Here is a 20,097-nt window from a genome sequence, read left to right as displayed (position 1 = left end):
GCGGAAGGCGCGAGATTCTCGAAAATGCTATCGCATTTCCGTCGTGCGGTGTAGATTCAAAGATGCTGATTCAACGTCCTGCGGGAGTACGGGGCAGGGGAGACCCCACAGGCGCATAAGCGCCCGCGGATGCTCCCCGGAACGCCCGCGGATGCTCGCTTCTTGAGCGCAAATCAACAGGAAAGATTAACACAGCCAAAAAATAAAGAAATAGGGAAACAGATACCATGCTTTCCGGTATTTTTTATTCTTTATTTGTTTATTTGAATAAGGTAGGTATATAAGAAAACATACATACAACAATGGATGATGGTGGATACGAAGAAATTTAACTCTTTATTTTTGATCATGAAATGATTATTAGAAATGCTTAGGAATAAGAAAATAGCAACTGGAATAAAGTATCTTCCCTGGACACCCAATATTATCGAATGGCCTATAGGAGTATAGCCAACATATAATGCAGTGTAAATAAGCACTACTACAGTAAGCATTATAAACACCATAATAAACTTATCTATTCTTCTCCATTTAAACAACTGTAGATCACTTTCATCATTCATTAGACCCAAAAGAATCATCAGAAACAAATAAGTGTAAATAACAATGTCCGGTGCAAGATATTGATAAATTGTACCTTGTTTTCCAAGCATCCCCAAAAATTTGGATTCTCCTAGATTTATGACTGAATCAATGAAGATTTTTAGATAATGGAAAGGCTGAGTTAATATAAACATTATTTGACCTTTTGGAGATACCCCAGAATGAATTCGGACGTCCGGAATTGATAAATTGGAGAGGTTTAACCAATTCCATAAAAGATATGGAATCGTGAAACCTGCCAAAACGAAAAGGAATTTTTTTACGAAATCCTTTCTGTCTATGAACTTCCTTAATGGAATAATTAAAAAGAGAAGCATCATCGGTATATAAACGACTTTCGAAACCCCAACAAAAATACCTATTCCTATAGCAGTAAGCACATGTTTGAGTTTAATCTGTTCCACTTTGCCATAAGCAAGATACATAACATATGCTACAAAAAGCAATGCGGAAGAAATTAATGTAGAATCGCCAGATAATGACGAAGCTTGATTGATTGACATTGGCAAAAGAGCCATGATATAAAAAAGATTCTTTTTAATAGGAACGATCTTCAAAGCATAATAAACGATCGTTGCGTATGCCAGAAAATTAAATATTCTCCCAAGATATAACATCATCATTGGGGAATTAAAAAGATATCTCCCTAAAGTCATCCCAAGAGCTTGTGGGATATAAATAGTAGGTGGATAAGAAGAGGCATAATTCCGCATGAAGATTCTCTCCGAAGGGTTTAGTTTATTATTAAAGGCCTCTTTAACAATGCCGTATTGATAGCCCTTCCCGTTAATAAACTGAACTTGATGCACGGTATCGACAAGGCTGACAGGTATGTAATTACCAAGACTATGATCAGTTACTTGATTGACAAATTTCCCTTCTGAAACCTCGAAGGATCGTAAATAATGGTCTAGTTCATCTAATTGGTCAAAAGGAGGAATAACAATGGCTAATATTAAACCAATTGGCAGTGCAGTGACTAGGAATGCTTTATGCATTTCATTTTTAAATCTTCTCAGTGCCAGTACAGACAGAATAAATAGAAGTAGGAACAACATTTCCAAAAGAGCATAGACAGATTTACTGACAAGCGCTTTGCTTTCAACATCCAATATGGCAAAACGAAGGTCACCGGAAACTGCACGGTCATTAATTGTTAATTGTCCTTGTTTATAATGGTCCTCAGTGCTTTTCCAAACAGTAACCGATGTTCCTTTTTTAATCCCGCTGCCCTTAATCGTCAATTCGAATTTTTTCCCTTTTGCCCCTTTTATTTTTGGGAAATCAAAATTAGCAAGCTGCCCATCCTTAAGTTCACTCAGATTAATTGTCTGTTTGAACACTACCTTCCCGCTACCCAAATCTTTCAACTCAAGGTCGAGTCTACTTTGAAGATTGTTGTTAACGATATGAAAAGGGATCTGAATTCGCGAAAATATATCTTTTTCTGAAACGAATGTTTGCGTAACGGTTGTATTATCAGTAATTTCACCTATTGTCTCATCGCTATAATACTGACCTGCAGCTGTATATTCCAACTCTTTAGGGGTAGTAAAGATTCCATTGCTTTCATATATGACTAGCCAAAAAAGAAAAAAAACTACAATCGCAATCGTCCAGACGAACCAGTATTTTTTTAGTTCAGCATAAATATTTTTCTTGATGCGATCCAACAAATAATAAACCTCCTTTAACTATTTATGCAGACGATTATTTGACCACCATATACACTCCTAATAAAATAACCCCTGTGCCAATCCACCTTGTTACCGGAATTTGTTCTTTAAATAGAAAAGCCCCCACAAATAAAGAAAGAACATAAGCAACACTCTGTAACGGATATAAAAAGCTTAACGGTAATTTTGATAGTAAATACATCCAGATGATAGTAGCAAGAATATAAAGAATAAATCCCAGAAAAATAAATGGAGAAAAGACAAACTGAAAAAACTTTTGAAATAGGTTACCATGGAGATGTAAATTTCCTAAGCCTATTTTCCAACATGTTTGTCCTAAAACAAGACAAACAATATTCGACAGTAATAATACAAATTTCAACATGTGTTTCTACCTCTCTGTAGACTTAATGTCTTTCAGCTTTTCAACCTCTTTTTTTAACAGACCGACTTCCTGAACAAGCTGGGTAAATTTATTTGATTGTCGGGAAATGGTTATGGTGAGGCTAAAAATAAGAAAAAATTGAAAACCGAAAGATAATAGAAAAATGGCATTAACGGGTTGCTTAATACTTAATAACCCTGCGATTGTTTTGGAAATGTCTGAAAATGCTGCAAGGAGAATATTAACAACGCAAAAAAACAGCCAAAGCAATGAATACTTAAGTTCAAGATTATATTTTCGAATCATATTTAAAATTACAAGAAGCGTTATGATAGAAGTTATTAACAGGATGATTTGTAATTGGGCACTAATCATAATATGCTCCTTCCATACAAAATAAATTTGTCCTAACTTATGTTAAACCAATTTTTCGCAAATTATCGATAAAAATCGCTAATGAAACTTTAATCATATAATAAACAGATTTGAATGAGGTAATGCTTGATGCACCTCCAAACCTTTCATTCATAATTACAGCGACTTCTTCAATGTTAAAATTGTTCCTCAATAAGTAGGCGATTGATTCGGGCTCAGGATAATCATGAGGGTATCGTTTACTGAAGTGTTCAATGATTTTGCGGTTACAAGCCCTAAAACCAGATGTCGGGTCAGTAATCTTTTTTTTCTCAAATAGATTGATTAAAAAGCTAAAGTAAAAAATTCCAACTCTTCTCATAAACGAAGATTGAAATCCTTCTTTTTTTAAATAACGTGAACCGATTACTAAATCTGCCTTTCCTTCTTTAATCGGAATGATAAGGTCCTTAATATAAGAAGGATTATGTTGTCCGTCACCATCCACTTGAATGGCAATATCATACCCATTTTCCCATGCATACTTATAACCAGTTTGGACAGCTCCTCCAATCCCAAGATTACATGGAAGGTCCACTACATTAAATCCAAGTATTCTGCCAATCTCAGAAGTATTGTCTTTAGAACAATCATTTATGACAAGAACGTCCACATAATCGATATCTTTGAATTGCGCTGCAACTTTTTTTAATCCATCTTGTTCATTAAAAGCAGGGATAATTGCAAGTATTTTCATATTTCTCTTCTCCTTCTCCTGAATTGGCTGAATTTCGTAAATTTAATACTAAAATTTTCTTTTAGCGATATACCGAAAAATGCTTATTAAAAAGGGCTTAACAGTCACTATTAAACTAAAAAAAGAATTCAACTTGGTTTCAAGTTCTTCTTTAATTCCTTTCAACAATAATCCTATATTAAATTTCTTAAAACTATCTTAAAAAAGGTTTGGTAAAATTTAGAAGGCCATTTAGGGTGAATTTATTCCACGGAAGATGCAGATTCTGGGGGAGGAGATGGGAAGTTTCATGTTTGAACTACAATAGAGGTTAAAGAGGTGATATGATTAAATATTTAACATGTTTATTAATAGGAAAATAAAAGTAAATGATGATATTATTAAGTAGATTGGATTTCAATTGATGGTAAAGAGAAATGGATGATTATAACAATACCTATTATATGGTATTTTTTTCTAAAAATAATTGGCTTTTTACTATCGAATTGGCTGTGTAAAAGGTCATTGTTGTTTTTTTTAACAATGTTGATTGGAGCGGAAGGCGCGAGATCCTCGAAAATGCTATCGCATTTCCTTCGTGCGGTGTAGATTCAAAGATGCTGATTCAACATCCTGCGGGAGTCTCCCCGGAACGCCCGCGGAAAGCGAAGCGCCTGGAGCGCAAATCAACAACCAAGTTTAACAGAGCCATCGAATTAAAAGGAAAGGGGGAAGCTAAATGTTAAATATTTATTTAACACGACACGGTGAAACTAAATGGAATAAAGAGAAACGGCTACAAGGATGGAAGGATTCAGAACTAACTGAAAAGGGAGTACTGAATGCATGTATGTTAGGAGCAAGGTTAAATAAAACGAAGTTTGATGTAATATACACAAGTCCAAGTGAGAGGGCGTATAAAACTGCGTTATATGTGAAATCGGAAAGAGACATCCCGATAATTGTTGAATCAGACCTAAAAGAAATTTTCTTTGGTGAATGGGAAGGGAAAACTCAGGCAGAGATTGAGCAAAACTGTAAAAGTGAATATTTCAATTTTTGGAATGCACCTAAACTATATAATCATGAGCCACATAATGGTGAAAGTTTAACAGAGTTCAAAAAAAGAGTAGAAAGAGTTATAAGGGGAATCATTACAGAAAATTCGAATGGAAATATATTAATAGTCACACACGCTGTTGTAATAAAAGCGATTTTCTCATTTGTCTTGGATATACCAACTGAAAAGATGTGGGAACCACCATTTATTCATGGGACAAGTCTAACAGTTTTTAATTGGGATGGAGAAAAATTTGACGTACAACTGTTAGTGGATACAGCACATTTAGAAAAAAGTAGTTAGCCTTTCTTTGAATAATTCTATGGAATTTTTATTTAATACAGAAAAACTAAGTCTATATTCACAACTTTATCTTTTAGGACTTTTGTCTAACACATTGAATTTCAGGTACAAAAATAAGATTCAATAGAAAGAACTAGGAATGAGCAAATTGCAAAAGCTAACCTTTAAATAGAGTTATGACCTTGAAATTTATTCTCTATAGTATAGAATTGATATTGCTTCTTAAATGTTTTAACAATAAATACATACTAGAAAGGTAAGAATATGGCATACGAAATAGATAGCATTTTACTAACGGAAGAACAATTGAAGCAAAAAGTGGAAGAAATCGGTGCACAAATACGTCAGGATTTCCAAGATGAACCCATTGTATTGATTATTGTCCTAAAAGGCGCATTTGTCTTTGCAGCAGACTTAATTAGAGAGCTAAAAGGGAAAGTGACGGTTGATTTTGTGATGGCTTCGAGTTACGGGCGTCAAACCGTAACTACTGGGAAAGTAAGACTGTTAAAGGATATCGATGTAAACATTACTGGTAAAAACGTCGTGCTGGTAGAGGATATAATCGATTCTGGCTTAACGCTAAACTTTTTAAAGGAGCATTTTCAGCTTCATAAACCAAAGTCCTTGAAAATATGTACCTTGCTTGATAAACCTGAACGCCGCAAGGTCGACTTAAAAGCAGATTATGTAGGATTTGTTATTCCAGATAAATTCATTATCGGATACGGAATTGACTATGCAGAATTGTACAGAAATCTGCCATACATAGCTACTGTAAAGGAAGTATAAAAAGGCTGTCGAGCATGACAGCCTTTTTAATGTTTTTTATCACTTATTACCGTCCCAATACTTTAATGTCTCAGTTTTCGATGTTGGTACTCTTTTTGTGACTTTGCCAAATTGATCCCTATACACTTCAAATTCCTGATAGGTTTCAACAATATAGCCATCAACTTTTTCGGATTTCTCTAATTTCTCCTCCATAACAGGTACATCTTGAGGAGGATCGACCTTAGCGAGTTGGGCAATAACTGGTTGGTCAGCCATATAGGCATAATTAATATTTAAGAACGAAAAAGGGGAATCCAAGTAAGCTACGAGTCCTAAAGTAAGGAAGAGAAACAATCCATTTCTAAAAGTTTTCGACTTCATTTCTCCGTCTCCTTTAACGAAATTACATCATCCTCGTAACTCATTTTATGCATGTCTTAAAAGCATATACCAACAATAATTACATATTAGTAGATCCAACCGTTTTTTCTTGCGGCCGATAAACTTGAAACAAAATAAGTGCAACGATCGTAATAATGGCTCCAGAAATATAAGGAAGTCTAAACGCCACCGAAAATAACCAGCCACCTAATGTCGGTCCAATAATCCTTCCTAACGAATCAAAAGAAGACAAAAGCCCTGTTGCACTTCCATGTCCTGCCGTAGATGTTTTTGTTATTAAAGAAGAAACACTTGGTCGGATAACGCCATTTCCTAGACCAAAAATCGTTAGGTAGATTGCCGCTGTTGTAAAACTATGAACAAGCAAAATTAAGCCAAAACCGATTGCGGATACAACCATTCCACCTTGAATGACAGCCCTATCACCGTATTTCTTCGTTAATCTGCCGACTAAACCACCTTGTACAATCGCACTTCCAAAGCCCATAATCATAAATATATAACCAAGCTGTGTTGAGTCCAAACCTGCTTCTTTGGCACCAAAGTATGCAAATGTCGCTTCCAAACCGGATAAAGATAATGAAATTAATAACTGTACGAAAAATAAAATGGAACCTGAACGATTAAATGCCTGCCAAATCGAAGTTTTCTTAACTTGAGATGTGGTTCTGTCGTGTTTTGATTCTTTTAGTAAAAGAAATACTAGGAAAAGCGTAATAAATGAAGACACACTCGCAATATAAAACGGTGTACTCAAGCTTATTGTGGAAAAAATGCCTCCAATCGCCGGACCGAAAACAAAGCCTAAGCCTGTTGCTGCACCAACAACTCCCATTCCTCTCCCGCGATTTTCTTCTGTTGTAATATCGGCAACATATGCCATTGCAGTAGGCATGTTAGCAGATGAAAGGATTCCTCCAATAATTCTTGCCACAAATAACATCCATAGTGTCGTTGAAATGGCTTGAATAAAGAAGGAGACCGCTAGTCCAGCAATCCCAATCATCATAACGGGTTTTCGCCCGATACGGTCGGATACCTGACCCCAAATTGGCGCGAAAATAAGTTGCATAAGGGAATAAACCGACATTAATAGACCTAGTTCTGTAGGATTTGCCCCAATTTGTTTAGCGTAAAACGGTAAAACAGGAATAATGATTCCAAAGCCAACCATAACTAAAAACATTACGATAAACAAAATGGGTAAAGCTGATTTTGTTTTCATATAATCTCCACTCCTTAGTTGAACTTCCATAAGATGAAAAATTATGTTTCAAAGCAATTATTACCCATGTTGGTAATAGTATGCAACCAATAACTATCTGCAATTCTAAAAAGAACCAAAGCAGTTTTTAGAAAAACGCTTTCATAAAAAAGGTGATTCATTAATGGTGAATTTTTACACAATTATAGTAATGTAAACAATAGGAAAAGGACGTAATGATTCATTACTTTCAAATCAGAATCTCTTTATTTCAGTACATATCAAGTTGTATCAATTGGATATCAGTGTGCTAGCAGTTTGTTAGTTTGTTTATAGCGAAGAATATCAGGCTCTTCTTTGTATCAGTGAGTAAATTAGAATATGGATAAACGACCGAAAACGTGTTAATAAATCAAAAATGGTCGCTTAAACATGTTAAGCGACCGAAAATTACTATTATTAAACTATTTGATGCGACCATTCTTCTACATTCCAGACTTTTGTGATCCAATCCTCGAAAAAGTCCGGTTCGTGGCAGACGAGAACGATAGTTCCTTTATAGGCTTTTAAAGCCCTTTTTAACTCTGCTTTTGCATCCACATCTAAGTGGTTTGTCGGCTCATCGAATAAGATCCAGTTGGATTCATTCATCATCAGCTTACATAAACGAACTTTTGCTTGTTCACCACCGCTCAGCTGATTAAGCGGACGGGAGATGTGTTCATTTTTCAAACCACAGCGGGCAAGGGCAGCGCGAACTTGGTGCTGGTCCATATGCGGGAAAGCGTTCCAAACATCATCAATCGGTGTGATTCCACCAGCTTTTACTTCTTGTTCAAAATAAGAAGGGAAGAGGAAGTCACCGCGCTCAATCTTTCCATTTAACGGTTCAATTTTTCCAAGCATCGTTTTAAGAAGAGTCGATTTTCCAACCCCATTACACCCAATTATCGCCACTTTTTCACCGTGTTCAATGGTGAAATCCATCTTAGGAAGGAGTGGGTGGGAGTAGCCAATTTCTAAATCCTTTGCGTCAAAAACAAATCGGCTACTGCTGCGAGATTCCTTAAATTCAAATGTTGGCTTCATAGCTGTTTCTGGGCGGTCAATCCGCTCAAGTCGATCAAGTTGCTTTTGACGACTCTTTGCACGTCCAGTTGCCGAATAGCGGGCTTTATTTTTAGCAATAAATTCTTCTTGCTTTTTGATAAAATCCTTTTGCTTTTCATAGGCGTATAAATGTTGATTCTTATTGATTTCGGCAAGCTCAAGGAATTTTTCATAGCTTGCTCTACATCATACTAAATTTTTGGGGATTCGAATAGGTTTTCCATATGTAAATTAATTGGAAATATCGTTTTGGCTTGTTTTTCCAGTATAGAATAATTTTTCTAGTTGTATTGGGTTTTCTTTGGCAGTTAATTCCACGGTCTTTATTTTATAAATAGCCGTTTTGCTGCCAAGTGATGACCGATATTTTTCAACATGTGTACTAGCAAGCGGTTGATCATAATAACCAGGTACATATTTATCGAGCATTTTTTGCATTGCTTCAGTTGCTTCCTCCAGGTCCTGTACTTTTTCTGCCATGCCAAAAATCATCACACTCATAAAAGCTGTATCTGTTTTCGCCGGTACAGGGTCGGTCAATGTACCTTGGTCCTCGCTTACGGTAAAACAAGCATTTGCATTTTCTTCGATGATGTTTATTTTTCTTCCTTCTGAAGCGCCGTGAAAGTAAATGGCGTCATTGAGCCAAACAAAATTTAAAGGTATGACATATGGCATCGCTCCATCAGCTAATCCTAAATAACCTGTTTTTGCAGTTTCTAAGAAGCTAGCTATTTTTTTAGTGTCGGTGCATTCAGAGTTTTTCTGTCTCATCGGTATCATATGGTATTTTCCCTCCGGTTTCATAAAAAAGGTATTTTTAGAATATTTATAGAATTAGTTTAAAGCAGATTCACTAGGAAAGGAAGATACGTTTAATCACTTTTTTCAATATAACTGGATGGTAAGGGATGAATGGTTTGAATTATGTTCAATCCTCTCTTTTGAGGAACTGGTAAAGGAAAGAGTAGGCGGTGTGAAATCTATTTTAAGGATCCTATTTCATATTGTTGCCGTTGAGGAAAGTTGGAATTTATAAAAGGGGTCCCAGAAGGAAATTTCGATTTTTATGACAGCAATACATGAAGAGAAATTTACTCATTTTGTTGAAATTAATATCGATGTGGATAACCTTTGGAGCTTATTTGTTACATTGTCAGATCGATTATTAGGAGATACAGCTTACGGAATTATAGGATTTAAAGATGAAAAAACAACACTGAGTAATTTCACGAAAAACAAAGCATTAGAACTCCTTGTTATTCCGTTAAAGTGCGCATATCTTAAAGAATGGGCAATGTATTTTTTGTTCAACTAGTGGTCAGTTCAAATGCACAATATGTTCATTCTGCGCCTATTGACTTATAAAAGTTCCATGTATCCCATAGGTTTGATAGATTTTATCGATAAAAATGGAGAAAGTTGAAAACAAATATTTATAAATTAAGCTATGTTTTAATACAATGTTGAAATATTATATAAAATTTAATGGTGAGTTATTTGCTCACCATTTAATACACTTTAAAAGAAAATTGCATTTATATAATTCCGTTTCGATAAAGACAATACCAAATATTAATTACTAATGCGATACTTGTGATTACTATAATTCCTATTGCTAATGGCAATGTTATTTTCCGAGAATGTTTACTAATCCAGTAAAATATAATGGCATCATTTAATGCAACAACTAATACACCTCTGATAATAAGCTCTTTTAAAATAGTCATAATATCATACCACCTTTTTTAAAATATGATAAAAGAACTTTTACCCCAATTAAGGGTATATGCTTATTTATTTCCATCTATCCCATGTATCGGCCCCACCTACGCCAAATACAATGACGGCCACGCTTGCCATCCTTCCCATAATCATCATAAAGAAAAACTCTTAACAATATCTTAATTTGCAGTAAAGTTATAAAGAAAAGGTTAATTCCATTATAGGGCGCTTTAATTTAGTAATAAATAAGAACCCAATTTCTCTAATTTAATACAGAGAAATTGGGCTTTTTAGTATTGAAATATCCTTAATGTTGTAAATTCGTATTATCCTAATACAACCCCTTATTGAGTAGAGCGTACTAAATTAATAAACTTCCTAAGTCCGTCCGAGATTTGTTTTTCATTGGCATAGGAATAGCTTAACCGAAGCCATGAGGATGGCTCCTTTAAGGGGTCACATATTTGGCCGGGAACAAAGGAAATTGATTGCTCCAGACTCTTGACCAATAAGTCTTCTGTTGACAGGCGGCTTGGGAGTAGTACCCATAAATTCAAGCCACCATTTGGGCTGGTCCATTGCCAATCTGTTACGGACAGCTCTTCCTCCATGATTTCCTTTCGTATTTGCAGCGCAATTCGCAGTTTCTCAACATGTTGTTGCAGCCTTGAAGATGAAAAGTAATGCAGGAAAATCTTTTGATTTAAAAGGGGTGATCCATTATCGGCCAATGATTTTACTGCTAGCAAAGATTTCACCACGGAAGACTGACCGTTCATCATGACGGCTATTCGCAACCCTGGTGATACATATTTGCAAAAGCTTTTGATATAAATCACCATGCCGGAAGTATCATAGGTATACATGGGCGGTGGAGGCTCCTGATCAAAAAAGATGTCGTAGTAAGCATCGTCTTCTATTAACAGACAACGGTAGTGCTGGGCTAACTGGACTAATTGCTTTCTTTGGACCAATGGGACAGTGTATCCGGTTGGATTATGGAAGGTTGGATTCAGATAAAACAGACGAGGCTTGTGTTTTTTCATGATGAATTCAATCTGCTCTAAATCATATCCGTACGGATGGATATCGACGGTTACAATATTGGCTCCTTGTGCTCGAAAAATATCAATGGCAGAACTATAGCTCGGCCGCTCCAAAAGGATAGTGTCTCTTGATTTTACAAATGCCTGGGCAATCAGATGAATGGCTTGCTGGGAACCGGACGTAATTAATAGATGATCTGGATGTGTAATCGTTTTATAATGCTGATTAAAATAGTCAGAAAGTGTTTGACGCAGTTCATGATCGCCTTGAACGGTGGAGTAGGTGGAGAGAACCTTTGGATAGAGATCAAAAACTTTTTTTACATAGTCCGATATGAAGCGATTCGGCAAAAGATTAGGGTCAATTAATGCCTGCGAAAATTGATAGGAAACAGGTACCTGATGGATTTCCGATAAATGATTTTTTTGCACATATGCAGAAACGATCGGATTTACCAGGCTTTCTAATTTATTAATTTCACGGGATTGGACATAATAGCCGGATTTATCTTTGACATAGACTCTATTTTCCTGTCTAAGAAGCTGGTAGGCCTTTAATACGGTTAAGCGATGAACCTTCATCTCACTAGCTAAATTTCTAATTGAAGGGAGCTTTTCATTCTCATTCCATTCATTGAGTTCGATTCGGTGTAAAACATAATCGTATACTTGTTTAAATAAGTAATCTCCATTCATTCTTTTCCCTCCCAATCCCTTTGATTTTAGCACGTTTCTCCTTAATCTGGTCTAATGATTTTCATCTGTTCTATTATCCTTCACCTATAATTAAGCAAAAAGGAGGAATTTACATGGTATTGTTTGGTTATTTGTTTATGTGTATGATTTTTAGTACGACCTTTCTTGCGATAAAAATAGGGATTGATGCAGGCGTGCCGCCTTTTTTCTCAGCAGGTCTTCGCTTTTTTTTAGCAGGTTTGATTGTATTTGCCATTATGATGTTAAAAAGAAAGACTACACTAAGGATGTTTTTTCGTATGGAGATGCTATTGACGGGTATTGGGCTGACTTTTGGTACTTTTGCCACATTATATTGGGCAGAGCAGTTTGTCCCGTCAGGAACAGCAGCCGTCTTATCAGCTACCGGACCGATGATGATACTGCTGATTCAAGCTTTTATTTTAAAGACGAAAGCAAATTCGAGTTCCTTTATTGGATGTTTCGTAGGAATAGCGGGGGTCTTTCTCCTCATTTTACCGAGCTTTTCTTTTCTTGTTAATTCCTTGGTGCTGGGTGGCTGTGTCTTAATTATGGCAGGTGAGGTGTTTTATGCATCAGGAACGATTTATTCGAAAAGGGTAATCAATCAGTTTGATAAAATTTCCCCAATTGCTTTAAATGCCGTTCAAATGATGCATGGCGGGATCCTGTTAATGATTTTGTCTTTTGTGACGGAGGATTTCCAAATGGCTACTTTAGTGAGTCCGGCAGCAATCGGATCGTCCCTTTATTTGATAGTAGTTGGATCAATGGGCGGACATAGTCTTTATTACTGGCTTGTCTCCAAGACAAACCCTGTTTTCCCTTCAACCTGGCTTTTTGTTTCACCGATTCTTGCTATGGTGCTGGGAGTCGTTTTTTATCATGAAACTTTTTCGTGGTTGTCTGGTATAGGTGCATTGACGATTATCCTTGGAACCTTAATCATTTCTCTTCCAAATTTGAGGTCTTATCCGCACTCCTCAGTTAAAGTTTTTAGTGGACGATGAAGAAGCACGGTGCTGGAACTTCCCCGCTAGTGGTAGCTTTAATAGAGCTTAGGATGATATACTCTAAAACCAACCTTCATATTCAAATTGGAATTAAAGATTAATCTTCAACAATCGGGCACTTTTCTTTAATAAGGAACGCGTCTAATTTCATTTTAGGGCCATTTAACGGATTAAGGAAAAGTATTATTAGTGGTTAATCAATCTGGTTTGAGCGGAAAATATTTTTGATTATAAAACGGATTTATTATTCCAAAATTTCATCGTCATAGGAACGTACGTTTGCTAAAATGAAGTAAACTACAAAAGAGGGTTATGTTCATTTATTTGAAAAAAATTGTTGACTTATCAACTTTAAAAAATATATAATATGAAAAATAATAATTATATGTTCGGCATTGAAAGGAACACGAGTAGTGGATGATCTCCCTGTTCAAGAGAGCTGATGGTGGTGTAAATCAGTACAAAGATCAACATGAATTACAATCCTGGAGCTTCTTTTTCGTAGCAAAGAGTCGTCTTTGTGAAGGGAAAGACGGTCATATTGATCGTTAACAAAATCGAGAGGTGAACAAGACTGTTCACAACTAGGGTGGTACCGCGAAATCAATTCGTCCCTACTGGAAAACCAGTAGGGACTTTTTTATATTCAAAAATTAATAAGATGCAAAGCAATGAAAGGAAACAAGTAGTGGATGATCTCCCTGTTCAAGAGAGCTGATGGTGGTGTAAATCAGTACAAAGATCAACATGAATTACAATCCTGGAGCTTCTTTTTCGTAGCAAAGAGTCGTCTTTGTGAAGGGAAAGACGGTCATACGATCGTTAACAAAATCGAGAGGTGAACAAGACTGTTCACAACTAGGGTGGTACCGCGAAATCAATTCGTCCCTACTGGAAAACCAGTAGGGACTTTTTTATATTCAAAATTTAATAAGATGCAAAGCAATGAAAGGAAATAAGTAGTGGATGATCTCCCTGTTCAAGAGAGCTGATGGTGGTGCAAATCAGTACAAAGATCAACATGAATTACAATCCTGGAGCTTCTTTTTCGTAGCAAAGAGTCGTCTTTGTGAAGGGAAAGACGGTCATACGATCGTTAACAAAATCGAGAGGTGAACAAGACTGTTCACAACTAGGGTGGTACCGCGAAATCAATTCGTCCCTACTGGAAAACCAGTAGGGACTTTTTTATATTCAAAATTTAATAAGATGCAAAGCAATGAAAGGAAATAAGTAGTGGATGATCTCCCTGTTCAAGAGAGCTGATGGTGGTGCAAATCAGTACAAAGATCAACATGAATTACAATCCTGGAGCTTCTTTTTCGTAGCAAGGAGATATTCTTGTGAAGGGAAAGACGGTCATATGATCGTTAACAAAATGGAGAGGTGAACAAGACTGTTCACAACTAGGGTGGTACCGCGAAATCAATTCGTCCCTACTGGAAAACCAGTAGGGGCTTTTTTATTTTTTTTAAAACCGCCCTAACAAACTTAAAGGAGGTGATGCTTGTTTAGAATTGATACTTAGGGTTCCCGCATAGTTTTCACTTAAAAAATTCGCGAATTTTAATTATAAATGTTCAGGAGGAAGAAATATGACAACCAATAAATTAACGCAATTACGAAACAAAATTGATGAGATTAACTTAGAAATATTACATTTATTAAACGAAAGAGCTGAAGTCGTCCAAGAAATTGGAGAAGAAAAGAAAAAACAAGGGGTTAATCGTTTTGATCCTGTTCGTGAACGAGAATCACTTGATTTAATTATTAAGCATCACCACGGACACTTTAATACATCAACCATTCAACATATTTTTAAAGAAATATTTAAAGCAAGCTTAGAGCTTCAAAATGACGATAGTCGGAAAGTATTGCTAGTGTCGCGGAAGGCGCAACCTGAAAATACCATCGTCGACATCAATGGTGAAACGATCGGTGATGGAAAACAAAGATTTATTATGGGACCATGTGCGGTTGAAAGCTATGAACAAGTAAGAGAGGTTGCCGTAGCTATGAAGAATCAAGGCTTGAACCTCATGCGTGGTGGGGCATTTAAACCACGAACATCACCTTATGACTTCCAAGGCTTAGGGGTAGAAGGCCTGAAGATTTTAAGAGAAGTCGGAAATGAATTGGGGATGTCGATTATTAGTGAAATTGTTTCACCTAATGATGTAGAGCTTGCACTAGACTACGTAGATGTTATTCAAGTCGGGGCTCGCAATATGCAAAACTTCGATTTACTTAAAACAGTTGGTAAAGTGAATAAACCAATCTTATTAAAACGAGGACTTTCCGCTACGATTGAAGAGTTTATCCATGCAGCGGAGTACATCATTTCACAAGGAAATAATCAAATCATTTTATGTGAGCGTGGGATTCGAACTTATGAAAAAGCGACAAGAAATACGTTGGATATTTCGGCCGTGCCTATTTTGAAAAAAGAAACCCATCTCCCAGTGGTGGTAGATGTGACACATTCAACTGGAAGACGAGATTTACTACTTCCAACAGCGAAAGCGGCGATGGCCATTGGTGCTGATGCGATTATGGCAGAAGTACATCCAGACCCAGCGGTAGCATTATCAGATGCCGCACAGCAAATGGATATTCCGCAGTTTAATGAGTTTATCCAGGAATTAAAAACGTTACAAGAAAAATTAGCGTAAGAGCATTTTTATAAAAAATAGAATAGTCGATCCCTGCAGTTCAGCAGGGGTCAAAGGAGGATGTCAACAATGAGACACATTACAGCCGGTGAATCACATGGTCCGCAGCTGACGACGATTATCGAGGGGCTACCCGCGGGGATGCCTTTAACTGTAGAGGATATTAATCATGAACTCGCTCGTCGTCAAAAAGGCTATGGACGCGGAAGAAGGATGCAAATTGAAACCGATATGGTCAATATCACTGGAGGTGTTCGCCATGGCTTTACATTAGGATCACCGTTATCCCTTGTCGTCGAAAATAATGATTGGAAGCATTGGACAAAAATCATGGGGATTGAGCCTTTGAATCTGGAAAATCAAGAAGAAGTGAAGCGAAAGGTAACGAGACCAAGGCCAGGGCATGCTGATTTAGTCGGTGGGATTAAGTATGGGCATCGCGATATGAGAAATGTTCTAGAGCGTTCCTCGGCACGAGAGACAACGGTTAGGGTCGCAGCAGGAGCGGTTGCTAAAAAACTCCTTTCACTGCTTGGAATTGAAGTTGCCGGACATGTTTTAGAAATTGGCGGAGTAAGAGCAAATCCACCACAATATGAAAATATTCAAGAATTACAGCAAAAAACCGAAGATTCTCCTGTTCGCTGCTTTGATCAAAAAGTGGAAAAACAAATGATGGAGGCTATTGATCAAGCGAAAGCAAATGGAGATTCAATTGGCGGTATTGTGGAGGTCATAGTGGAAGGCATGCCGATTGGTGTAGGGAGCTATGTTCAATATGATCGGAAACTGGATGCGAAAATTGCCCAAGCCATATTAAGTATTAATGCCTTTAAGGGTGTAGAGTTTGGCTTAGGCTTTGAGATGGCGAGAATCCCGGGCAGTGAAGTGCATGATGAAATTATCTGGAATGAGAATAAAGGATATGTTCGTTCTACGAATAGATTAGGAGGCTTTGAGGGTGGAATGACAACAGGTATGCCGATTGTTGTAAGAGGAGTAATGAAACCAATTCCAACCTTATATAAACCGTTAAAAAGCGTTGATATTGATACAAAAGAGTCCTTTTCAGCAAGTATCGAACGTTCCGATAGCTGTGCCGTTCCAGCCGCAAGTGTCGTGGCAGAAGCGGTTGTAGCTTGGGAGCTTGCCGTTGCAATAACGGAGCAATTTAGTAATGATCGTTTTGAGTTATTGAAGCAATCCATTGAAGATCACAATTTATATGCCAGGGGATTTTAACATGGATGTCATTAATGTTTTGACCACATCTAAAAATTACCCAGTTTATTTAGGTAGAGAAATCCTTAGTAAAATTGCAGTTGATTTACAATACTATTCAAAGCTATGGATCATCACAAATACTGATTTAAAGAAACGACATTTAGACACACTTGAGAACCATCTTCCTAATATAGAAACCCATATTTATATAGCTCCCAATGGTGAGAAGGCGAAAACATTTGAGATATATCAAGATTGTATTTCATTTGGAATTAAACAAGGGATGGATCGTCATTCGGTTGTTTTAGCTTTTGGCGGCGGGGCCATTGGTGATTTAGCAGGATTTGTTGCAGCCACTTACATGAGAGGGATTGCCTTTATACAGATTCCTACCACCATTTTGGCTCATGACAGTGCGGTCGGGGGCAAGGTAGGGATTAATCATCCACTAGGAAAAAATATGGTTGGCGCCTTTAAGCAGCCAGAACTGGTTATCTATGATACTCAATTTTTAGCAACATTATCAATTCGAGAAAAAAGAAGTGGGTTTGCGGAAATCATTAAGCATGCCTTAATTTCAGATCCACTATTTTTACAGGAATTGATGAATGAAACAAAATCACTCGAAGATCTAACCGCAGTTCCTTTACAAAAATTTTTGAAAAAAGGCATTGAAACCAAGGCAAATATTGTGAAAAAGGATGAAACGGAAAAATATATTCGCGCCTATTTAAATTTCGGTCATACACTCGGCCATGCCTTGGAAGCTGCAGCCGGGTTTGGTGAATTAACTCACGGTGAAGCTGTCATGATTGGAATCGTATATGCTTTGAACCTAAGTAAGCAAATCTATCAGTTTGCTTTCTCTTATGAAAGCTTTATCAGTTGGCTTGAGGGATTGGGGTATGAGTGGAAAATTCCTAATAATTATCCATTTGAATCCATTCTGGAATGGATGGTTCGAGATAAAAAATCTGTTGGAAATGAACCTGTATTTGTTTTACTGCAGGATTTAGGAAAACCTGTTATGCAAAAAGTTGATCAGGAGTTACTCCGAAAAACTTTTTTAGTTTTACAAGATAAGAGTAAGGAGTGAAGTCAAAATGAAATGGAAAGAACAAATGCATCAACTACATGCATATCAACCCGGTAAATCAATTGCTGAAGTGAAGACTCATGATACACGAAACTCGATTATCAAATTAGCTTCAAATGAGAATCCATATGGTCATTCATTAAAAGTAGATAAAGCATTAAAAGATTTTGGGGGTTCATTAAATATTTACCCAGATGGAAAAGCTAGCAAATTAAGAGCGGAGACCGCCACAATTTTAGAGGTTGATCCGAATCAATTAATTTTTACAAATGGAACGGATGAATTAATCCAAATTATTTCGAGGGCTTTAATACAACCTGGGAAAAATACGGTAATGGCTACCCCTACTTTTTCACAGTATAAACATAATGCCGTGATCGAGGGTGGGGAGGTACGAGAAATCCCGTTAGTTGATGGGAGACATGATTTAGACAGAATGCTTTTAGCCATCGATAGGAATACAACGGTGGTATGGGTATGCAACCCTAATAATCCAACAGGGACTTATACCGCTATCGATGAACTTTGGACATTTTTGAAGAAAGTTCCAAACGATGTGTTTGTAGTACTAGATGAGGCTTATTTTGAATATGTGGAACAGCCAGGTAACACGATCGAATTGCTTGAGGATTTCCCTAACGTAATGATTACAAGAACGTTTTCGAAAATTTATGGGCTCGCTAGTTTACGAGTGGGATATGGGATTTCATCTGTCGACATTATTCAAAAATTAGAAGCGGCTCGTCCGCCATTTAATACAAATGCCCTTGGCCAAATGGCCGCTGCCGCTGCAATAAGTGATCAAGAATTTGTAAAGGAATGCTTTCAAAAAAATGTGGCTGAGCGGGAGAAATATTATGCTTTTTGTCTAGACAATGGGATGAAAATTTATCCTTCAGAAGGGAACTTTGTATTAATTGATTTCAATTGTGATGGAGACGTGGTCTCAAAGTTTTTATTGGAACAGGGGCTTATCGTACGATCAGGCAAACAATTAGGGTTTCCGTTATGTGTGAGGATTACGATTGGTTTAGCGGAACAAAATGAAAGAGTCAGAGAGGCAATAAAGGAATTTATAAAGAACGCTCAATGAATGGAAAGTAATGACGGAGGTCTAATGATGAAAGGAAATGTATTTATTGTAGGATTAGGATTAATCGGTGGATCGCTTGCCCTTACAATAAAAAACCAGCATCCAAATACAAAAATTTATGGTTTGGATGTTCATCAACATGAGATAGAAAAAGCAATTGAACTCAACGTTATTGACGAAAAAGTGGATTCTTTACAACAGGGAGCAGAACTCGCCGACTTAATTATTTTATCGACACCTGTAGTAGAACTGAGAAAAATAATGAAACAATTATCAAGCATGACATTAAAAGACAATGTCATTATTACAGATACAGGTAGTACAAAAGGGGAGATTATGGAGGCTGCCAATGAGGTGTTTAATGGAAAAGTAACCTTTATTGGCGGGCACCCTATAGCGGGCTCGCATAAAACCGGAGTAGAAAATGCCGACTTACATTTATTTGACAATGCGTATTATATTCTTACTCCTGCTCCCGAAATCAGTAATAAAAGAATAAGTGAATTAAAGAGTTGGTTAAGTGGCACCAATGCGCGTCTCCATATTCTCGACAAAGATGAGCATGACTACATTGTAGGAATGATTAGTCATCTTCCACATTTAATTGCTGGAGTATTGGTGAATCAAGCAAAAAAACATGCGATCAGAGAGCCGCTTATTCGCCAAATGGCAGCAGGAGGATTTCGTGATATAACAAGAATCGCCTCAAGTAATCCAAGCATTTGGAGTGATATCGTTATGGATAATCGCCATAATTTACTGGATTTAATCGAGGATTGGATGAACGAAATTCGTAAATTGACTGCTGTTTTGCAGGCTGGTGATGAACAAGCGATCCATCATTTTTTTGAAGGAGCTAAAGAATACCGTGATTCTTTACCAAGCCATGTTTAAAGGTTGCTGA

At 36.9% G+C, this 20,097-nt stretch carries 18 protein-coding genes, 2 pseudogenes and 4 other annotated features; of the genes and pseudogenes, 10 read left to right on the top strand and 10 right to left on the bottom strand.

The genetic code is table 11. From position 1 onward, the window contains the following. Positions 1 to 251 precede the first annotated feature (251 nt). Genes BN1082_RS24175 through BN1082_RS24160 form a run of 4 tightly spaced genes read right to left on the bottom strand, consistent with a single transcriptional unit; the run spans position 252 to position 3,775 of the window. Complete coding sequence (locus tag BN1082_RS24175; protein WP_090639365.1) at positions 252 to 2,279, bottom strand: DUF2142 domain-containing protein; 2,028 nt, start codon at positions 2,277 to 2,279, stop codon at positions 252 to 254. Positions 2,280 to 2,313: 34 nt separating this feature from the next. Continuing rightward, positions 2,314 to 2,664, bottom strand: a complete 351-nt coding sequence (locus tag BN1082_RS24170; protein WP_245640548.1) for an EamA family transporter — start codon at positions 2,662 to 2,664, stop codon at positions 2,314 to 2,316. A 6-nt stretch (positions 2,665 to 2,670) separates the two neighbouring features. Next, positions 2,671 to 3,039: a DUF2304 domain-containing protein gene (locus tag BN1082_RS24165; RefSeq protein ID WP_090639364.1), complete on the bottom strand. Its 369-nt coding sequence runs from the start codon at positions 3,037 to 3,039 to the stop codon at positions 2,671 to 2,673. A gap of 37 nt (positions 3,040 to 3,076) precedes the next feature. Further along, complete coding sequence (locus BN1082_RS24160; RefSeq protein ID WP_090639361.1) at positions 3,077 to 3,775, bottom strand: glycosyltransferase family 2 protein; 699 nt, start codon at positions 3,773 to 3,775, stop codon at positions 3,077 to 3,079. A 718-nt stretch (positions 3,776 to 4,493) separates the two neighbouring features. Between BN1082_RS24160 and BN1082_RS24155 the strand changes: the two genes are divergently transcribed. Both BN1082_RS24155 and hpt read left to right on the top strand, forming a co-directional pair. Continuing rightward, the gene (locus tag BN1082_RS24155) at positions 4,494 to 5,117 is read left to right on the top strand and encodes a histidine phosphatase family protein (RefSeq protein ID WP_090639359.1); all 624 of its coding nucleotides are present in this window, start codon (positions 4,494 to 4,496) and stop codon (positions 5,115 to 5,117) included. A gap of 264 nt (positions 5,118 to 5,381) precedes the next feature. Further along, the gene (gene hpt / locus BN1082_RS24150; RefSeq protein WP_090639357.1) at positions 5,382 to 5,909 is read left to right on the top strand and encodes a hypoxanthine phosphoribosyltransferase; all 528 of its coding nucleotides are present in this window, start codon (positions 5,382 to 5,384) and stop codon (positions 5,907 to 5,909) included. 39 nt (positions 5,910 to 5,948) lie between these two features. On the opposite strand, the gene BN1082_RS24145 is transcribed toward hpt, so the two are convergent. From BN1082_RS24145 to BN1082_RS24130, 4 genes and pseudogenes are all read right to left on the bottom strand, one after another. Further along, on the bottom strand, positions 5,949 to 6,272 hold the full coding sequence (locus BN1082_RS24145) for a hypothetical protein (protein WP_090639354.1): 324 nt from the start codon (positions 6,270 to 6,272) through the stop codon (positions 5,949 to 5,951). A 79-nt stretch (positions 6,273 to 6,351) separates the two neighbouring features. After that, the gene (locus tag BN1082_RS24140; protein WP_090639351.1) at positions 6,352 to 7,518 is read right to left on the bottom strand and encodes an MFS transporter; all 1,167 of its coding nucleotides are present in this window, start codon (positions 7,516 to 7,518) and stop codon (positions 6,352 to 6,354) included. Positions 7,519 to 7,956: 438 nt separating this feature from the next. Continuing rightward, positions 7,957 to 8,787, bottom strand: a pseudogene (locus tag BN1082_RS24135) (ATP-binding cassette domain-containing protein); the annotation flags it as partial. 51 nt (positions 8,788 to 8,838) lie between these two features. After that, positions 8,839 to 9,390: a pyridoxamine 5'-phosphate oxidase family protein gene (locus BN1082_RS24130; protein ID WP_090639350.1), complete on the bottom strand. Its 552-nt coding sequence runs from the start codon at positions 9,388 to 9,390 to the stop codon at positions 8,839 to 8,841. Positions 9,391 to 9,493: 103 nt separating this feature from the next. Here BN1082_RS24130 and BN1082_RS24125 point away from each other — a divergent pair. After that, positions 9,494 to 9,643: pseudogene (locus BN1082_RS24125) on the top strand (DinB family protein); the annotation flags it as partial. A gap of 33 nt (positions 9,644 to 9,676) precedes the next feature. Continuing rightward, the gene (locus BN1082_RS24120; protein WP_090639346.1) at positions 9,677 to 9,925 is read left to right on the top strand and encodes a hypothetical protein; all 249 of its coding nucleotides are present in this window, start codon (positions 9,677 to 9,679) and stop codon (positions 9,923 to 9,925) included. A 220-nt stretch (positions 9,926 to 10,145) separates the two neighbouring features. On the opposite strand, the gene BN1082_RS24115 is transcribed toward BN1082_RS24120, so the two are convergent. Both BN1082_RS24115 and BN1082_RS24110 read right to left on the bottom strand, forming a co-directional pair. Beyond that, positions 10,146 to 10,337 carry a hypothetical protein gene (locus BN1082_RS24115; RefSeq protein ID WP_090639343.1) on the bottom strand — a complete coding sequence of 64 codons (192 nt, stop codon included), beginning with the start codon at positions 10,335 to 10,337 and terminating at the stop codon, positions 10,146 to 10,148. A 339-nt stretch (positions 10,338 to 10,676) separates the two neighbouring features. Then, positions 10,677 to 12,074 (bottom strand): aminotransferase-like domain-containing protein, encoded by a 1,398-nt coding sequence (locus BN1082_RS24110; RefSeq protein WP_090639341.1) that lies wholly within the window; start codon positions 12,072 to 12,074, stop codon positions 10,677 to 10,679. A 113-nt stretch (positions 12,075 to 12,187) separates the two neighbouring features. Between BN1082_RS24110 and BN1082_RS24105 the strand changes: the two genes are divergently transcribed. The 6 genes from BN1082_RS24105 to BN1082_RS24080 all read left to right on the top strand — a co-directional run bounded on the left by BN1082_RS24105 (position 12,188) and on the right by BN1082_RS24080 (position 20,087). Next, a complete protein-coding gene (locus tag BN1082_RS24105) occupies positions 12,188 to 13,105 on the top strand; it encodes a DMT family transporter (RefSeq protein WP_090639339.1) in 918 nt (305 codons plus the stop codon). Between the two features lie 389 nt (positions 13,106 to 13,494). Continuing rightward, positions 13,495 to 13,727, top strand: a binding site (T-box leader). A gap of 43 nt (positions 13,728 to 13,770) precedes the next feature. Continuing rightward, positions 13,771 to 14,001 (top strand) — a binding site (T-box leader). Between the two features lie 43 nt (positions 14,002 to 14,044). Further along, positions 14,045 to 14,275: a binding site (T-box leader), on the top strand. A 43-nt stretch (positions 14,276 to 14,318) separates the two neighbouring features. Beyond that, positions 14,319 to 14,549 (top strand) — a binding site (T-box leader). Between the two features lie 154 nt (positions 14,550 to 14,703). Next, a complete protein-coding gene (locus tag BN1082_RS24100) occupies positions 14,704 to 15,780 on the top strand; it encodes a bifunctional 3-deoxy-7-phosphoheptulonate synthase/chorismate mutase (RefSeq protein ID WP_090639337.1) in 1,077 nt (358 codons plus the stop codon). Positions 15,781 to 15,849: 69 nt separating this feature from the next. After that, entirely contained in the window at positions 15,850 to 17,022 is a 1,173-nt protein-coding gene (aroC, locus tag BN1082_RS24095; protein WP_090639334.1) for a chorismate synthase, read from the top strand. Position 17,023: 1 nt separating this feature from the next. After that, positions 17,024 to 18,100: a 3-dehydroquinate synthase gene (gene aroB / locus BN1082_RS24090; protein ID WP_090639332.1), complete on the top strand. Its 1,077-nt coding sequence runs from the start codon at positions 17,024 to 17,026 to the stop codon at positions 18,098 to 18,100. Positions 18,101 to 18,107: 7 nt separating this feature from the next. Then, positions 18,108 to 19,193, top strand: a complete 1,086-nt coding sequence (hisC, locus tag BN1082_RS24085; protein WP_090639331.1) for a histidinol-phosphate transaminase — start codon at positions 18,108 to 18,110, stop codon at positions 19,191 to 19,193. A 27-nt stretch (positions 19,194 to 19,220) separates the two neighbouring features. Continuing rightward, entirely contained in the window at positions 19,221 to 20,087 is an 867-nt protein-coding gene (locus BN1082_RS24080; protein WP_176699934.1) for a prephenate dehydrogenase, read from the top strand. The last annotated feature ends 10 nt before the right edge of the window (positions 20,088 to 20,097 follow it).

The sequence above is a fragment of the Neobacillus massiliamazoniensis genome (genome assembly GCF_001048695.1).
Taxonomy (GTDB): domain Bacteria; phylum Bacillota; class Bacilli; order Bacillales; family Cytobacillaceae; genus Neobacillus; species Neobacillus massiliamazoniensis.
This window is presented reverse-complemented; position numbering and strand designations above follow the sequence as displayed.

Bases quoted from the DNA above. Each gene is read 5' to 3' on its own strand.
- BN1082_RS24170 (WP_245640548.1), bottom strand. From the start codon at position 2,664: ATGTTGAAATTTGTATTATTACTGTCGAATATTGTTTGTCTTGTTTTA.
- BN1082_RS24165 (WP_090639364.1), bottom strand. From the start codon at position 3,039: ATGATTAGTGCCCAATTACAAATCATCCTGTTAATAACTTCTATCATA.
- BN1082_RS24160 (WP_090639361.1), bottom strand. From the start codon at position 3,775: ATGAAAATACTTGCAATTATCCCTGCTTTTAATGAACAAGATGGATTA.
- BN1082_RS24155 (WP_090639359.1), top strand. From the start codon at position 4,494: ATGTTAAATATTTATTTAACACGACACGGTGAAACTAAATGGAATAAA.
- hpt (WP_090639357.1), top strand. From the start codon at position 5,382: ATGGCATACGAAATAGATAGCATTTTACTAACGGAAGAACAATTGAAG.
- BN1082_RS24145 (WP_090639354.1), bottom strand. From the start codon at position 6,272: ATGAAGTCGAAAACTTTTAGAAATGGATTGTTTCTCTTCCTTACTTTA.
- BN1082_RS24140 (WP_090639351.1), bottom strand. From the start codon at position 7,518: ATGAAAACAAAATCAGCTTTACCCATTTTGTTTATCGTAATGTTTTTA.
- BN1082_RS24130 (WP_090639350.1), bottom strand. From the start codon at position 9,390: ATGATACCGATGAGACAGAAAAACTCTGAATGCACCGACACTAAAAAA.
- BN1082_RS24120 (WP_090639346.1), top strand. From the start codon at position 9,677: ATGACAGCAATACATGAAGAGAAATTTACTCATTTTGTTGAAATTAAT.
- BN1082_RS24115 (WP_090639343.1), bottom strand. From the start codon at position 10,337: ATGACTATTTTAAAAGAGCTTATTATCAGAGGTGTATTAGTTGTTGCA.
- BN1082_RS24110 (WP_090639341.1), bottom strand. From the start codon at position 12,074: ATGAATGGAGATTACTTATTTAAACAAGTATACGATTATGTTTTACAC.
- BN1082_RS24105 (WP_090639339.1), top strand. From the start codon at position 12,188: ATGGTATTGTTTGGTTATTTGTTTATGTGTATGATTTTTAGTACGACC.
- BN1082_RS24100 (WP_090639337.1), top strand. From the start codon at position 14,704: ATGACAACCAATAAATTAACGCAATTACGAAACAAAATTGATGAGATT.
- aroC (WP_090639334.1), top strand. From the start codon at position 15,850: ATGAGACACATTACAGCCGGTGAATCACATGGTCCGCAGCTGACGACG.
- aroB (WP_090639332.1), top strand. From the start codon at position 17,024: ATGGATGTCATTAATGTTTTGACCACATCTAAAAATTACCCAGTTTAT.
- hisC (WP_090639331.1), top strand. From the start codon at position 18,108: ATGAAATGGAAAGAACAAATGCATCAACTACATGCATATCAACCCGGT.
- BN1082_RS24080 (WP_176699934.1), top strand. From the start codon at position 19,221: ATGAAAGGAAATGTATTTATTGTAGGATTAGGATTAATCGGTGGATCG.